The 17,637-nt window shown below is 26.6% G+C and carries 8 protein-coding genes; 2 read left to right on the top strand and 6 right to left on the bottom strand.

All coding sequences use genetic code 4. The annotated features are described in order from the left end of the window. Positions 1–6: 6 nt before the first annotated feature. The 4 genes from DA803_RS00155 to DA803_RS00140 form a co-directional block, all read right to left on the bottom strand. Positions 7–951, bottom strand: a complete 945-nt coding sequence (locus DA803_RS00155; RefSeq protein ID WP_114190634.1) for an ABC transporter ATP-binding protein — start codon at positions 949–951, stop codon at positions 7–9. Further along, on the bottom strand, positions 951–9,284 hold the full coding sequence (locus tag DA803_RS05785; protein WP_114190633.1) for an FtsX-like permease family protein: 8,334 nt from the start codon (positions 9,282–9,284) through the stop codon (positions 951–953). The genes DA803_RS00155 and DA803_RS05785 overlap by 1 nt, the downstream gene beginning before the upstream one ends. A 141-nt stretch (positions 9,285–9,425) precedes the next feature. Continuing rightward, complete coding sequence (gene rsmG / locus DA803_RS00145) at positions 9,426–10,151, bottom strand: 16S rRNA (guanine(527)-N(7))-methyltransferase RsmG (protein ID WP_114190632.1); 726 nt, start codon at positions 10,149–10,151, stop codon at positions 9,426–9,428. Then, entirely contained in the window at positions 10,126–11,100 is a 975-nt protein-coding gene (locus tag DA803_RS00140; protein WP_114190631.1) for a ribose-phosphate pyrophosphokinase, read from the bottom strand. The genes rsmG and DA803_RS00140 overlap by 26 nt, the downstream gene beginning before the upstream one ends. 918 nt (positions 11,101–12,018) lie before the next feature. On the opposite strand from DA803_RS00140, the gene DA803_RS00135 reads away from it, so the two are divergent. Together DA803_RS00135 and DA803_RS00130 are read left to right on the top strand one after the other, a co-directional pair. Further along, entirely contained in the window at positions 12,019–12,561 is a 543-nt protein-coding gene (locus DA803_RS00135) for a hypothetical protein (RefSeq protein ID WP_114190630.1), read from the top strand. 632 nt (positions 12,562–13,193) lie between these two features. Beyond that, the gene (locus DA803_RS00130; protein WP_114190629.1) at positions 13,194–13,541 is read left to right on the top strand and encodes a type II toxin-antitoxin system RnlB family antitoxin; all 348 of its coding nucleotides are present in this window, start codon (positions 13,194–13,196) and stop codon (positions 13,539–13,541) included. 471 nt (positions 13,542–14,012) lie between these two features. Here the strand turns inward: DA803_RS00130 and DA803_RS05780 are convergent, their stop codons facing one another. Next, the gene (locus tag DA803_RS05780; RefSeq protein ID WP_114190628.1) at positions 14,013–16,382 is read right to left on the bottom strand and encodes a DEAD/DEAH box helicase family protein; all 2,370 of its coding nucleotides are present in this window, start codon (positions 16,380–16,382) and stop codon (positions 14,013–14,015) included. Continuing rightward, positions 16,369–17,586 carry a site-specific DNA-methyltransferase gene (locus DA803_RS00120; protein ID WP_277869735.1) on the bottom strand — a complete coding sequence of 406 codons (1,218 nt, stop codon included), beginning with the start codon at positions 17,584–17,586 and terminating at the stop codon, positions 16,369–16,371. The genes DA803_RS05780 and DA803_RS00120 overlap by 14 nt, the downstream gene beginning before the upstream one ends. Between the last annotated feature and the right edge of the window lie 51 nt (positions 17,587–17,637).

Below are 17,637 nucleotides of genomic sequence, written 5' to 3'. Positions count from 1 at the left end.
TAACTATTAAGTTGCAGAGTTAACTTTAATTGGTTCGATTAATCATTTTCGAGTTTGTTTTTTGATTTCCTTGATATGACCAAGTTCCAAATAAATAACCTTATCAGCTAATTCAGCAACATCCTGATCATGGGAAACAATAATAACCGTTGTCCCATAATCGCGATTAATTTGTTGCAATATTTTTAGCACTGTTAGCCCTGTTTTTTCATCTAATGCCCCGGTAGGTTCATCAGCAACAATGATTTCTGAGTTTTTAGAAATTGCTCTAAGAATTGAAACTCGTTGTTGTTGTCCTCCTGACATTTGTGATGGATATTTATACATACAATCTTCTAAATTAAAATCTTTAAATAATTGTTTAATATTTAAATGTTTTGATTTATCTTTTTGCAAATATGCACCAGTTTCGACATTATCATAACTATTTAGATTTTGAAGTAAATTGTAATTTTGAAAGATAAATGAAATATTCTCTCTTCTAAATAAAGTTTGTTTAGCGTCACTTAAATAAGGTAAATTAACATTATTAACAATAACTGAACCACTAGTAGGACGATCAAGTGCGCTTAAAATATTCAGCAGTGTTGATTTTCCTGATCCCGATTTTCCGTAAAGTATGGCAATTTCCCCTTTTTCTATTTGAAGGGTAATCCCTTTCAGAACATCTGTGGCAACATTTCCAGATAAATAAGTTTTTTTAACATCTTCAATTTCAACGATATAGTTACCACTATTTTTTTTACCAAAATCAGCATCTTTCTTACGTGGTTTATTATTCGCCTGACGATATTTTTTTAACGTTGCATTGTCTAAAACTTTAATTAGTACATCATCATCTTTAATCTCGAATGGTTTCTTATGACGTGAGATATTAACCATATTCAAATCAGAAATATTATTGTCTTGATGTTTTTTTCTAGATTTTCAGATTTTTTTGTCCTTAGCCATTATTTTCCTTTCAAGGCATCAACAGCCTTAACTTTATTTAAACTCTTTCAGGTAATAATTGAAGTTATAGCGAATACCGATAAGCAAATAACTGCACTTAAAATAATTGTTGATATGTGTAGAACTAGTGGTAATACAATTTGACTTGTAACCATTAAAAACGCATTAAATATTCCAATTATTGATAGCGTGACGGGAATCATTAATAGACATGCCATGAGAATACTTGGAATGAAATTAGAGAAGAATAGAAGAATTTTTTCTTTATTAGTATAACCAAGTACTGAGAAGATCGCAATTGCTCTTTTATTTGAAGCAATCATAATATTAGTAATTGCTATTAGAATAACAACTGATATTATTAGAGAAATAATAATTAAAGCTACCAAAATAGTGTTAACTGTTTTTGAAATTTCCGAAATAAATCCAACTTCAATGTCTTTACTATTAACATCAAATGAAGCGCCATACATAACATTTTTACCATAAATAGATTCAGGTTGTGTTCCATAGAATTTCAGTAATGTTTCTCTAGCAATGTTTTTATATTTATCAAGTGCGTTTTCAGGTTTTGAATTAATAATATTTTGAATATCATCATCATTTATTGCTAATTTTGATTTTAAAACATCTAAATAATTCAATTTCGCATCAGGATGAGCTTCATTGTATGAATCAACATTGTGTTCAAACACAGAAATATATTTTTTAGATTTATCAGATATAAAAATATTCTTAAATAATTCTCAAATATCGAAGTCATTATAGTTAGCAATATCAAAACTACTTGCTGCTCCTCAAAAACCTGTTGATGAATAAGTTGTTAGTGTATCAATAGTTTGAACTGGTGTATTATCGTTTGATAAAATTCCGTTAAAGGCATCATATTTTCTATCAAATGCATATTGATATTTTTCACGATTTTGTGGATCTAATTTAATCGCATTATTTAGCTCATCAATTCTTGCATTTTTTAATCTCGTGCTTAAAGTATCATATCCTAAAATGTGATCTAAAATATCTTTTCTTGAAACAAATTCACTATTAATGTATGTTTCAGAAATACCAATGACTTTAAAGTTATATTTTGTTTTAGGTGCTTTTTGATTTAAAGCCTTATAGCTGAATCTATCAGCATGATTTAGTAAATCAAAAGTAAACTTAGAGCCAACACTTAAACGATGTCTTCTTGAAGCTACTTCATTTAAGATAACGGGAATATCTTGGTCAGCTGATGAATTAAAATCATAATTATAATCATATAACTTATTAATTAGATTTTCACCGTATGAATTTTTAAGACCAATAAATTTGCTGTCCTTGTAATATCCATAGATTTTACTTTCTTTTGCATTAATTAGCCCTGAAGCATAAGTGTATTTTTCATTTGTAGCATTATTCCAGTAAATACCGCCAAATGAAACAAAGAAATCAATACCATTAACTTTGTTATAAGCGTTGATTAAGAAATTACGATATTCTTCACGATTACGAGAAGTCTCAACTTTTCTAGGTTTTAGATAAATTTGGTTAACAGGGTCTCATTCAATGTAATTAAATTGTTCGGTAATTTTTGAATTTGAGCTAGGGTTTACACCACCACCGATTAAGAAGAAGAAGCTAGTACGATTTGATAAATCTTCGGCTTTTCCAGCTTTGAAATCTTCAATAAACTTATCAATATTTTTAACTGCGAATAAGTTTTCATATTCAACGTTAGGGGAAATGTTAGTAAAGTCGCCATTACTTTTTAGTTTTGTAATGTCAATTAAGTTTTGAGTTTTTTGCATTTCAAATGAAATTCGTTTGAAAATTTGTGAAACTCTTGCCCGTTGAGTTTCTGGCATATTAGCATAAGTAATATCTCATGGGCTTAATTCAACTGATAGTCCTAATAGAATATCCAGTGATGATTTAGTAATAACAGTTGGTGAGAAAGGCCTTTGAACCACATCAGTATTAAATGATGCTCCTGGCCTTAAAAAGTTAGGGTTATTATAATCAAGTTGACTACCATTTGCTGATGAACCACCAGATAAATCATTTGGAATATATAGTAGTGAATTTAAATCACTTTTATCATATGTTACATAAGGTCCACCTTCAGTTGTTGGACTCTCCAGATCTAATTTAAATTTATAAAGCCGATCTTCATATGTTTTAGAAATAGCCCGGTTAAAGACATTTGTTGATGATAGGAAGAACATAGAAATTAATGACGTTGTTGAAAATGATAGAAATAGCGAGAACATTTTTCAAAAATTATTCAATGCCATTGAAGCAATATATCTCATTTTAATTGGCAGTTTTTTGAAAATTGATGAGATCCGTCTAGCCACATTACCAACAGCAACTTCTGTTAATCCATTCATCAATTCAGTGGCTTTTCTATTAACTGAAATTAATGTAATAATAAAGATAATTATTGAGACAAATAGTAAAGGAACCAAAATTGTCCCGAATAATGCCGGAGCACTAAATGGAATAATGTTTTGCTCTAAGGTCCAGTATGATGATAATATTCTCATTGCTGGCCTTTGAAAGGCAAATCCAAAGATATATCCTAATAACCCTCCCACTCCAGCAGGAATCCATCCAAAGACTGAAAATGATAAAGCAATTTCACCGGTTTTATATCCTTGAGCGCGAAGAATTCCAACAACTTTATTTCTAGCTTCAATGTATCTTTTAATAATAAAGTAGACAATGAATGCTACTAAGACAGTTAGGATTAATACTAATCAAATAGTGATATTTTGAATCAATGATACGATTGAACGAACAGTGACAACTCTAATATATCTTTCAGGATTAATACTATCTTGCTCATCTCTTAGAAATACTTTTTTAAGCGAACCTGGCGCAACATCATTAATAATTTCTGAAATATTGTTTTTAAGTTCGGTTGGTGATTTATTTTCTAGATATCTACCCTTAGCATCAGTTGGTGATTTAATTAAAGCATAGGTTTTAATCGCGAATGTTGGATATGCAGAACGAATTCTATCAAATCCTTTATCATTAACATAAACAATTGCTTGAGTATTAGTATCAACTTGAATATTTGCCTCATTAACAACAGGATATAAATAATCAGCTGTGCCGTCAACACCAATAATTAAATATTCCTGAGTGTTAATTCTAATTTTGTATCTTTCATCTAAGCCATCAATAAATAATTGCATTAGATAAGGATTTTTTAAATATTCATCAGCAATTTTGCCCCTATAAACTTCTTTGTTATTTGAATTCAAATAACCATAGTTAACTTTAGCAAAATATGAACTTGAGTCTGAATATGAAATTAAATTTGAAACGGTAACACTATCAATAATTTCATCTAAGACATCATTTGCTATCTTAGTGATATTAATATTAAAGATATTCAAATCAGATCCATCTTCTAATTTTAAAAATGAATTAATTATATGGTTAAATAGTGCAAAATCTAGAGCAATTGATGAATCACTTTGTGATCTAATAAGTGAATTATTACTATCAAAAGTTTTTGTTATTGCTAAAATTTCATTTCTTAAATCTTCAATTTTAGTATTTTGTAAATTGTTTAAGATTTTGGTAACAATGTAGGCTAGATTACCTTGATTTGGATTAGGACTAAAGAAATAGTATAGAAGAATTTGTGGAAAACTCATGAAAGCAAATGGATTAAATAAATTACGTGGCACATTTATTAGAGATAAATATGAAGGTAGACTTGATGCTTCAAGAGTTTGCTTATATATAATATCAAAAGTATAATCAGAATCAATTAATGGTGCAAGCTTGCCTGTGTGAGATGTTTTGATAAATGAATCTAAGAATGTTTTTAGCGATTCTAAATAGAAAGTTGGAAATTGATTAGCAGAAACGATATAACCAAAGTTATATGAAAGTTCATTTGAATTAGCTAATAAAATATTTTTTATTTGACCAATTGTATCAGATGAAATATTTATTGATTGTAGTTTTGAGAAAAATTTGCTAAATGCACTGCTACCATTAATTAATTGAATTAATTTTTGGTTAGCTTCAGAGGTATGAGCATTTGAGTAAGCAATTTTTAAAAATGAATCACTACCACCTAAAAATCCAAATCCAGGTATTTGATTAATAACGGCATCATAATTAGCCATTTCTTTAATAATTTCAGGATCTTTTGAAATTTCAAATAAAGAAATTAAAATTTCACGAATTTGATCATATGTTAAATATTTTTTCTTAAAGCTTTTTTGAATATATCTTTCATTAGTTTCTTGATCAATAACAATATTCTCTTCAACATCACCTAGTTTATTTAAATAGTAAGCTAATTTAATTCAAAAACTATATAAAACAAATTCATTTTTAATAATATCGTTATCATTTTTAATAATTTTTGAAACAAATAGATTTTCTAATGTTGAGTGTGCTAATTTTAAAATTGAATGGTGTTTTGATTTCACTTCTGGATTATCATTAAATATTGCTGAACGGTATGCCAAATCTCCATATGAAGCAACATCTTTATCTCCACTAGAAAAACTATATACACCATTTGATTTGTAATTTTTAATGTGGATTCTTGTTAGTAGCGAACGATAAACTTCTAATTTTTCTAAAATTTTATTTGGATCTCTTAGCTCAAAATTATTTGCTAAAACATAATCGACGATAAATTTGTATTCGCCACTGGTTAATGAAATTAATGATTTATTTTTAATTGCATTTTTTGTTTTTGAAATGATTCTATCAACAAATGAAATTTCGTAAGGATCAACTTCAGAAGCGTTATTTGAAATATTGTTTGTGTTGGCTTCAGGAAAAGTAAATTTTTGAATGTTCAATAAGTCAAAAACTGAAATTTTATCAGGGTCGCTATCAGGAATTACAATATCAATAATTTGACTAATTTTTTTGGTTTTTGATGAAAGATTTAGGATCTTAATTATTGCTTGTTGAATTTGATTAATTTTACCGTGTGAAACATCATTTCCAGCAGAACTTAGCGATGAAAGGAATGATGCTAGATAATCAGCTTGAGATAAAATTTCAGTTCGGTAATCTTTGTAGATTCGATTATTAGCTGTAATAGTTGATTTTTGAGTTTTAATTAATTTTGAAAGAGAATCAGAAAATTTACTAAAACTTATATTACTAATTAATTCTTTTAATCCTTCATTAATATTGTTATATGAGCTACTTTTATCAGCACTAATTTTTTTGAAAATACTACTAATATTTTGTTTGTCTTCTTCGCTGATATTAACATTAGCCGCAGCATTGGCTTGTAATCATTTTTGATAAATACTACGAGATGATTCAGGATCTAAAAATCCTTTAAAATCAATACTATCAATAATCTTACCTAGCCCAATTTTTAATTGATACTCATCAATTGATTGAATAAAGCTCAGTGTTGCTCTATGATTTGACAGAGTTCAATATGTTTTATCAATTGTAGTAAATGGAGCATATGGATGCTTATCATATCAATCTTGAATAATAGCTGAAAATTTAATAAAGTCAATTGAGTTAATAACATCTTTAAAAGCATCAAATACTAAATCTTTATCTTTTATATAATCAAATAAATCAGTTAATCTTATCTTTAATTGTGGAATAACATAAATATTACCAATACCCGAAAGACGACCAATTTTTTTAATTTGTTCGATTAAGTATTCATCACGTTTTTCTTTACTCAAAGCAGATGATTGGTATTGATTTTTTAGATAATCAATTATGCTATTTAAGAAATTCTTAATAAAAATATTTGCATTAGTATTAGCATAATCAAAATTTTGACCATTAGCTGGTTTAATAATATATTTAATCGTATCAAAAACAACTTTTTCTAAAATAAATTGATTAGTTTTAGCAGCTGCTAGTAAATTGTGGAAACCATTAACTTGTACACTTTGGGTTAAAGCATTTAAAATCCGGTTAGCATCATCTTTAGCAAAAACCTTACCAAAATCTGATTTTAGGATAATACTTTTAATTTTTTCAATTAGCCCATTTATAGTTTTCTTTTGCACAATTTCTTGTGTTAAGTCATTTGAAATTGACCCAAAAACAATTGGTAGGCTGATAGAGTTTTTGAAAAATGGGTCAATTTTAGCTCAACCATTTTTACCAATTTCTCCACGGATGGTATATTTTTGTTTTACAAGATAATCATATAATTCTTGCAAAGTAAATGATTCTTTACCAACTATAACTTTATTTCAAACTTTATTATTATTAAAATTTGGAATTTCAGATTTTTGAAGTAAAATGAATTGTCCTTGTTTTGGCATAGCAATTGCCCCAACAATTGAAGCACCATTTGGGTTTTTAGGCTCATCAGCTTCAGTGGTTAGTAGCAATATTTTTCCATTAATCAAATATGGAATTTTAGTATTAGGTAAATAGTCGTAATAATCAACAAAACGAATATCAGCATTGAAATATCGACTATCAGGAGTAAAAGCTTTAAAAATTGAATCAATAATTAGCAATGTATACACTGATGGAATTTTTTGAATTACTTTACTATTTGGGTCGGGTTTTAGAATAAAACTTTCAATATTCTTAGTTTCAATTGATTTACTTAGCAATGAAGGATTTAAAGTTTCATCGTATAGTTTTCCAACATTTTGTTTTATTCCCAAAATCTTGTTATCTTTGTCACCGGTATTAACAAAGTGAAAAACATTTTTTCTTGTAGTTCTATCTTCGACGCTTTCAACTGTTAAACTTTGTCTAATTCCAATGTTTTCAGGACCAACTTTTTTTCTAATATCATTAATAATTGATGTTTTTGCAAAATTAGTAGCACTATCACGAACAAATTCTTGTTGATCTTTTAGTTTTTCACTGTTGATAATACTATTAAACTCTTCATTACTAATATCTTGGTCTGAGCCAAACTTTTGAAATTCAATTTGTTTTATATTTGAATAAACAGTGCTATTAGTATTAGCTTTTTTATCCGGTATAAATTTATTAAATGATCCACCGGTTCAGGCATAGACAAATGGTTGAGTTAAATCTTCATATTCAATTGGAATAGTTTGGACAATAGTTTTTGGACTTTGATTACCAATTTGATATTTTGTCTCAATTGTTTTATTTCAATAAGAGAAATAACCAATATCACGATATTTTTTAAGATCATTTTGTTTTAAAGTAGAAATAAATTTTAAATATGAACCTTTTCAATTCGAATTATTTTCATCTTCTATTTCATCTCAGTTTAGTGTATAACGGAATCAATTATAGAAAGTATTAATTTCACTCTTTCTAACTCAATCATTAGGAATTTTATAAGTTTTATTAGCAGCAAGTTCAACTGTTTTAAATGATTTTGAAGCAATTTTATGAGTTTTCAAATAATTATTTAAGGTAAAGGTTTTTTGAATTTTATCATTGGGATCAATTTTTTTATTTTCAGTTTTAAAGTTTGCCTCAAGTTTTAGATCTGAGGTTGATTGTTTGTCTTTATTAAAAATATATCTGCCATTATTTTTTTCAAATCCCATTAATAGTAAAACATCTTCACCGGCAATGGTAGCTAATGATCCTTCAGCTTTTCACTTATCATATTCAATGGTTGAAAATGATGCTTGCTTAGTTTGAGTATTAATAAATAGCGGTGATGATGAATAAATATAATCAAAATTTTTTGGAACGTCGCGGCTATCCCTTTCAGAATATGCGATATTCAAAAATTGACCTAAAGATATATCTCTAACTAAAGTAATTTGATCATTTGCGCTAACTATTTTATCTTCAGTTACTTCTTCAAATTTATTGCCAACTTTTCTATACAAATTAAAAAAGCGGCTAGTGCCCTGAAAAGTAAAATTTCTTATATCAGCAGCGTTTGGATTTTCTTTAAGAATTTCAAAATCAACACTTGAAATGCCATATTTTTTTTCATAAACAAACCGCATAAAATCTTCGGTACGAATGTAGTAATCATTTTGCGCTACATTTCATCCATCAAATTTATTTTTTAGTTTAATATAATTTTCATCTGCTTCTGGCAAATTAATTGAGTATGAAAAATTTGATCCATTTCGTGATGATTCAAATTTAACTGGTTCTTTCACTTCAGTGATATTATCAGAACCAATTTGATTAAAACCGGACTTAGGAGCTATACCTGATGGGTTAACATCTAAATCGGTTATTAAATCATGTAATTTAGATACTTTATCATAGGATCTAATTGTTGATGAGTAACTTGTCTTTACGTCATTTAACAGGGTAAACAAAAATGTGGTTAAAAATATTAATATTGTTAAACAAATTAATGTTACTTTATTTTTGGAAAGAGATTTGAACACTTCCTTAAATAGTCTGCGCATTTCGGTCCTTTCTAGTTAAATAAAAATAATAAGAATTATATACTTTTGCTAAATAAATTGGCTTTTTTTGCTTTTGAATGATTTTTTTACATAAAAAAACAACATTAAATTATAAATTTTATGTAAATAAAAAGACAACAACTAATTTTTTTGAATTTTAGTTAGATTGTCTTTAATAATTTGAGATCAGTTTCTTGGTATATCCTGCGGGGTTTTATTGACTTTTTTATAGTATACTAAAACATTATCAATTTCAAAAAATTTATTGAGTTTTAAAATTTGAAAATTTATGTTTAGTTTACTAGTGATTCATTTAGCATTATTAATTTCTGCTAAATAATTTTTTGATTTTAGAAAACAAAAAGTTGAATTAAGTTTTCCAAGATGATGAGAAATTTCAACTAAATTTTTTAATTCGCTAACAGCCCTTGCGCTAATGAAATCAAATTTCTCATTCGCAAGTGAATTTTCAGCTCGAATGTTTTCAACTTTAATATTTTTTAAATTTAATTTTTTAATAACTAAATTTAGAAAATTTACTCGTTTTTGTTGAGGTTCAAAAATTGTTAGTTCAAATTGCGGGTTATAGATAAAATAAGGAATGATTGGAAATCCGGCACCCGAACCAATATCTAGAACTGCTTTATTTTCAAAGGCAAATATTTCGCTGTTAATTTTATCGAAAATCAGTATTGATTCAACAATACCCTCTTGTATTAGTTTCTCATCATAAAAGCCAGTTAAATTATAATTTTTATTTTCTTCTTCAATTAACTCGTAGTATTGATGTAATTGTGAGAATGTTTTATCATTACCGGACTTTAAATAGCTTTTAAAAAGACTATGAGTCTTGACTGCTGTAAGCATCGTATATTTCGGTTATTGATGTATTTTGTATATTAGCCTCAATAACCTTTCCTAGAAATTCTGCCATTGAAAGTTCACGTAGTTTAGTAAAATGCTTTAGATTAGAATGGGCAATCGAATTTGTAATAATTACTTCGTCAATAATTTCACTATTTTCAAACATTTCAAAACCACGCGAGAATAATCCATGTGTTGCAGCAATAACAATTTTTTTAGCACCTTGTTCTTTTAAAACTTTTGCTGCATTTAAAATTGTTCCGCCTGTGTCAATAATATCATCGTATATAATGACATTTTGATTGTGAACATTACCTAAAACCCCCATGATTTCGGATACATTAGGTGCTGTTCTTCTCTTGTCAATGATGGCAATTTGATCTTCTTTATTTAAAAGTTCTGAAAGTTGACGAGCTCTAACTGCTCCACCATGATCTGGAGAAACAATTACAAATTTTTCTTTTCGTTTTCTTAGTTCATTTGAAAAAATAAATCTCCCCCTTAAATCATCAACAGGAATGTTAAAGAAACCTTGAATTGAAGGGTTGTGTAAATCAATAGTAATTAATTTATCGACTCCTGAAACTTCTAATAGATCAGCAACCAATTTTGCAGTAATTGGTTGTCTTCCTGATGATTTACGATCTTGACGTGAATAACCATAGTAAGTTAAAACACATATAATTCTTTTGGCACTAGCCCTTTTTAAAGAATCAATAAATATCAATAAATTCATCATATTGTCATTTACAGGCTTTGAAGTATTACATATAACAAAAACAGTTTTATTTCTTACAGTTGTATCTGAATATAAAAGACTTTCACCATCTGAAAAAATTGTTCTTTGTACTGGAATAATTTCGCGTTTTAAAAACTTGCCAATGTCATCTGCTAATTCCTTAGAATTTTCCATTCCAAAAATAAGTACATTGTCATTTTTTTTATTTTTCATTTTTTTCCTCTTTTTCATTTAAATTTTGCTATTATTGAATTAAATATATAATAAAGTTTACTATAAAATAAGAGCATTTATTTAACAATAATAAATAAAAAAATAAAAATTTGAATAAATATTTTTTAAATCAATAAATAGTGAGTATCATTGGGGAATAATTATAAAAAATATAGATTATAAATTCAAATAATAAGTATTTCTCATTGAACAAAAAAATTGTCAATCTATTGTAAGTAAATTAATATATTATTAAGTTTGATAATATAAACATATAAATTCTTGAAAACTGCAAATTTTAAAATAATGCTAAATATCTATTTTTTTATAGCCAATAATTAAAATTATTAATCATATGCGACAATAAATTTAAAAATCTATAGTAAACTCAAACATAATTTATTTAAAAAACTGATAGATAAGAATTAATGAAAAAAAAATGTTTTGCTAATATTCATCATTTTCGCTACAGTTCTGTTGGCTTTAATGGTTATATTTTTATTTAATAATAATACTCAAGATTTTATTAAAAAATTGAAAAACAAAATTACTATTTAGCCAATTTATTGTTAATAATTCTAATTCTTTAGTAATTTTAATAAATTTTAAATATTAAAACAACTAAGAAATTTAATAAACATATAAGTAGAAATTTTTAAATATACTCAAATTTATTTAATGGAAATATTAAAAAGTAAATTTTTATCAAAAATAACCATTTTTTTGTAAATTAAGAGCATTTTTTTACAAAAAAGCTAGATTTTAAGCTAATGTCTAATATCGATATTTGTATATGAACTATAATTAATGATAATACTTACTATGTGGTGATTAATTTTAAAAATATGCAAGGGAAAAAATTATATTTTATTGATAACTTGGCAAAATTTAACCAAAGCCACTGAAAGGAAAAAATTTATGACAAAAAATAGCAAAAAAGATAGTATCATTTCAGCAGTACTTATTACCATTGGTATAATGCTGTTTACTTTGATTTCAATATTTCTAATTAAAAGTATAGTTTACGATTTCCTATCGAGATTAACTGATGAAAAAAGATCTCATTATGTACTTTATGTTTTAGTGGTTCCTTCAATTTCAGCAATTCTTATAAGTGTCGGACTGTTTTTACTGCTTAGAAAAATTGAGAAATTAAAAAATTCAAAAGTTGCAAATGTAATTACACTAATTATCATGATTTGCGGAATATTACCTTTTACTTGGTTCTATTTTTTCGCATTTATGGGGGTAACATCATTTAACTACTCAGAAACTACTAATGCAGTGGTTGACGAGAATGCAAAAATGAGGAATAATCCATATTTAATAAACTTTTTTATTGATCATCACCTAATACTATTTTGTGGAACATTTTACTACGTGACTTCTATATTCTGAATATCGGTAACTTCAGTAAATATTAATCGCATTAACAACTTAAAACAAATAACAACTAAATAAATGAATTAAATTTCTACTCAAATAAATCTACATAATTTAGACACTCCTAAATATGGAGTGTTTTTGTATTGAACAATTTTCATTTAATAAAAACTAAAATACTGCAAACCAATTGCAAAAATTGGACTAGAAATTACTTTAATTCAGTTCAATTATCGATAACAAATACTACTATGAAAAATGGAAGTACAATCTCACTAATATGCAGTTTAGATAAAGAAAGTCACTGAAAAAAATACATTTTATATAACTCTAATAAAACCTAAAGCAGGTAAATCAGGTCGGCATAAAAATCAAAAAATTTAATGAATTGAATAGCTAACAATTTTATTTATTATAGATTGACAAATATTTTTATATTTATAAATCTATCAAACTGCTTTTGAATATAATAAAAATAAAAAAGTTTAACTTCAAACCAAAGAGAATATCTAAATGAGTTGTATAATAGATACAATGAAACAAGACATGCATTTTCTCATTGATCAGAAAATTCGGTTGATACACAAGTTATAACAGATATAAAAACTGCTCATGATTTAATTTTAGATGGTTTAAAGTTTATAAACAAATATTATTTAATTTTTTAACTAATTCTTAGAAGATAATTAAAAGAAAATAAGGAAAATATAATGAAACTATATTTAATAAATAGTTTAAAGTCAGAAAAATTTGACGCAATAATAACATTGTTAGATTATAAAACTCAAATATCAAAATGTTTAAAATCTATTAAAATAAATCCTAAGGAAATTAATAAAATATTAATAGATACTTTGTTATGCTCAGGAATGAATGAATATCGCTTCATTGAAGCAAATTTAAATGATGATGGGACAATAAATTTAATAAATTTTAAATATGTTACTGTTAGCAATAATATATTAAGAATAGCAAATAGAATTGTAAAGTGTGAGCCTTTGTTTTTAAAAAGTTCGGTATTACCGAAATCACAAATTAAAAAAATTGCCCGAAGTTAAACACTCCATAATAAGGGGTGTTTTTATGTTAAAACAATTTTCATTTGATGAAACTAAAATACTGCAAACTAATTACAAAAAATGAGTTTGAAATTGCTTTAATTCAGGTTATTATCGATAACAAATATTGCTATGAAAAAGTACAATCTCACTAATATGTAAGTTAGATATGAAAGTAAGAAAATTTTCTAGAAAAGCATAACCGTCAACAATTAATGCCAATTAAAAGATAATCATTAGAAAATAAAAAATAAAAATATTTATCTGCCAATTTACGGCAAGAAAATATCGATCTTATAAAATACAACAACTTAAATTTCAAAATAATATATAGTGAAATTAGCAAATAAATAAAATTTTATAATTTATAACGAATAAAAAACCAGATTATAAAACCCCACACAACGTGGGGTGAATTTTTAAATTATTTGACCTAAATTAGAATTAAAGCTATAGATATAATTTTTAAAATTATTTTGTTGAGTCAATATACTCATTAATTTTTTCAAAAATATTTTCAAGTTTATGTGATGCAATATTATTTTCTGATTGACATAGTTCTTTAACGTTTTTAATTGTACTTGAACCTCTAAACAACATATATTCCGATTCTTTACCACTAACATAAGCTAAAATCAATGAAAGACTATGGTCGAAATTTGATGAAATATGATCTTCGATATATTTTTCGTAGGCCTCAATTAATTTCGTCGATTTTTGTGGATCATAGTCATTTTCGAAACTTTTAATTTCTACTAGAATTTGATGTCCTTTGTATATAAAGATAAAATCAGGATATGAATTTTTAATATCGTTCTCTTCGGTGTAATATTCAAAACTCATCCCATTAATTACGGGGTTTTTTGACCATATTTTAAGATGCTCATATTCATGATTTTGATTTAAATATTTAAGAACATTAGAAACAAAATTTAACTCAGGGTTACTATCAAAATAATGTTTATTTTCTTCTTTTTTAATGGTATTTAAATAGCCATATTTTAATTTTAATGTCTCAATTTCCTTTAAATTATTTTTCCCAATATACACATAATGATTAATGGGTAAGGTTTTAGAGAATCTAATAATATATTCTTTAATATTATCGGAAAGTGATAAACGTTGAATGGCATCTTTATAACATTTGCGAATGGCATTTAAATAATGTTTAGCAACAATATATCAGAATAGATAAAGTGAAATTTTATTGTTGTTGTTATTGGCGATGATGCTATAAAATCAGCTATTAATGCTATTAATAATTGTGCTTTTAAATAAATTTTTATTAGCTACTTTAAAATCAAGAACAAATTTTTCTAATTGAATTGAATTAAAAATTTTTTGTTCAATTAAACTCTTTTTAACATTACTACCACCATCGGCAATTTCCACTTCTTTGCCTATTAAATAACCATACTTTTTAAAATGGTTTAGATAATCTTTGCCAAATTTAATAATTTGTTCTTGTGAAAATATCGCTAAAACATCATCATGGTATTTTTTATTATTAACCGCTTCCGATAATAGCTCTTTATTAATATTTCCAGTAGCAAAATTAATTTTTTCAAATTCTGGTCTTAATCTAAAATTTGCCACCTCACGCTTATAAGATGAATTATTAGAATAAACATAATAATCATTTGCAACACTTGATGGTTCAAATGGATATCCTGGTTTAGGATTTCTTTTGATTCGCCCAATTGTTTGAACATTTAGAGTATCAGAAGACACATTTCTTAGTTGCACAAGCATACAAGCTCGGGGAATATTTCATCCAGTTGCAGGTCCAACTTTGAAGATAATGACATCAATATCAGAACTATCTTTTGAAATATCTTTTAGACTCTTAATATTCCTTTGATCTGAGTCAATTTTATCACTACTAAAATACTTTGCATAGGTAAGATTATTGACATTTAAACATTCAATTATCTCTTGAATATTTTTTTCAAATTCCGACTCTTTCTCTTTTCGTTTATCAGAAACTTGAATTAACATCGCTGGATTAATATTAAATAATCCCGGTTCTTTTTCACGGTCATTATAATATTCATTTTTTAAAACCTTGAATTGTTGACAAGCTTGATTTAGCATATGAATATTGCTAATTTCATCTTCTTCAAGATTGTCAATTCCAAAATTATATTTTTGATTACGCTTTAGAAGTTGAATATTATCTTCTTCTAATTGCTTTTCGGTGATAATCACCTGTTTATTAGCGCCCTTTGGGGTTGCTGTCATTTTTAGAATAAAATTAGCGGCGTTTTGAATTTTCGATTCAAACCTAGTTTCGTATTCTTTCGATGTCTTTTTACCATCACCACCATAGTGGGCTTCATCACGAATATAAACTAATTTATAATCTTCATTTTTAATTTGGTCAAGAAAAGCATCAAGAATTCCGTATTCAGTAAAAATGCGATTTTTACCGAATGAAGATGAACCAAAAATAATTACTTTTTCATTTTCGGCTAGAAATTTAAATTCTCGATCCTTCAGATTCTTATCACTAATTGATGGCGATTCATAACGCTGAATATTTACATCACGATTATTTAAATAAATTGCATAGTCTCTTAAATTAGTTTCCATTTGCTTTGGCAAATCAGCAGATGAAAGTGTTGCAATGACAAAAATAATTTTTTGATTACTATTAAATTCGCGATTAAAAGTAATTGCTCTATCAATAAAATTAGCAAGCATAAATGTTTTGCCAGATCCAGTTGGGGCTTTAAATTCGATTGTATTTTTATCTTTGCCACACTCGCTAAAGTTATAACTTTCACTAAAATTATTAATCAATTCTTCAACTGCTCTTAATTGTACACTAGTTAGTTGCATTATTATTTTCCTCTAAAGGTTCTAATGACAATAAATCAGTTAATAAATCTTTTTCAGAGATGTCATTTTTTTTAATTCCGAAATACGACGCCGATTCTAAGAATTTCAATTTAATCTTTTTGTTAGTATCTTCAGTATTGTCGATAGCGGTGTTGAATTTAACTAGATTAAAGACGTTTAATGAACTGTTATAAGGTTCATTTTTTTCAGCTCATGGAAATGATTCGCCTTCACTTCCAATTCCATTATTAATACGATATAATCTTTCATAAGTAACTTTTTTAGCAATATTATTTTCATTGTTAGTAACTAAAGTATAGCTTCTATTCCCGCCATCTTCACGGTTAAGTTCTAAAACAGCATGTCCTGTTGTTCCAGATCCGGCAAAAAAATCGAGAACCCGAGCATTTTTATTAGTATGAAGATTTATTAAGTATTTAATTAACGATTCTGGCTTAGGAGTTGAAAACTCATTATCTGGCATTATCGAATTCAATTTATTTTTAGCTATTGAAAAAGAATCTATAATTGCAATGTCATTCAACATATTTTCTTTATATTCGTCTGTTATCCACTTATTTTGAAGATTAAAATTCATAAGCAAATTGGTGTATGGTTTTTTTGTAATTCACTCACTTTCATAAATTTTAATTCTAGGTACATTGTCTCCATTGAAATATAAAGGGATTTTCTTACTTAGATATTCATCTTTTGTAAAACGTCATGTTCTTACTATATTATTTCCATTAGGTAATTTAATTGAAAATGTTTTTGGATTGTTTTCATTAAATTTATATGTGGCATTACTACTAAATCAATTGTCTTTCGGATCGCTGTCTATATTATTAAATTCCATTGTTGTTGTATTTTGCTTGCTAAAACCTTTTGTTTTAAAAATATTTTTTACATAACAAAGAATGTATTCAAAATTACTTTTAACAAAATTAGTGGATTTCATACTTGATGAATTGGTTTGTCATAAAAAATTTGTCACAAAATTCTCTTCGCCAAAAATTTCATCCATTAATACCTTTAAATATGCCTGTTCGCTGTCATCAATTGAAACAAAAATTACTCCGTCTTCCTTTAGGAGCTTTCTTGCCATTATTAATCTTTCATTCATCATGTTAAGTCAGCCATTGCGACTAAATTTATCACGGTAAACAAATTTTGAAGCCGCGATTTCTTCTTTATCATCAGCCACAGTATTGCCATCAGATTTTGCTGATTCGGTATTATATGGGGGATCAATATA

It is taken from the genome of [Mycoplasma] phocae (genome assembly GCF_003332325.1).
Classification (GTDB): Bacteria; Bacillota_I; Bacilli_A; order Mycoplasmatales; family Metamycoplasmataceae; genus Metamycoplasma; species Metamycoplasma phocae.
This window is presented reverse-complemented; position numbering and strand designations above follow the sequence as displayed.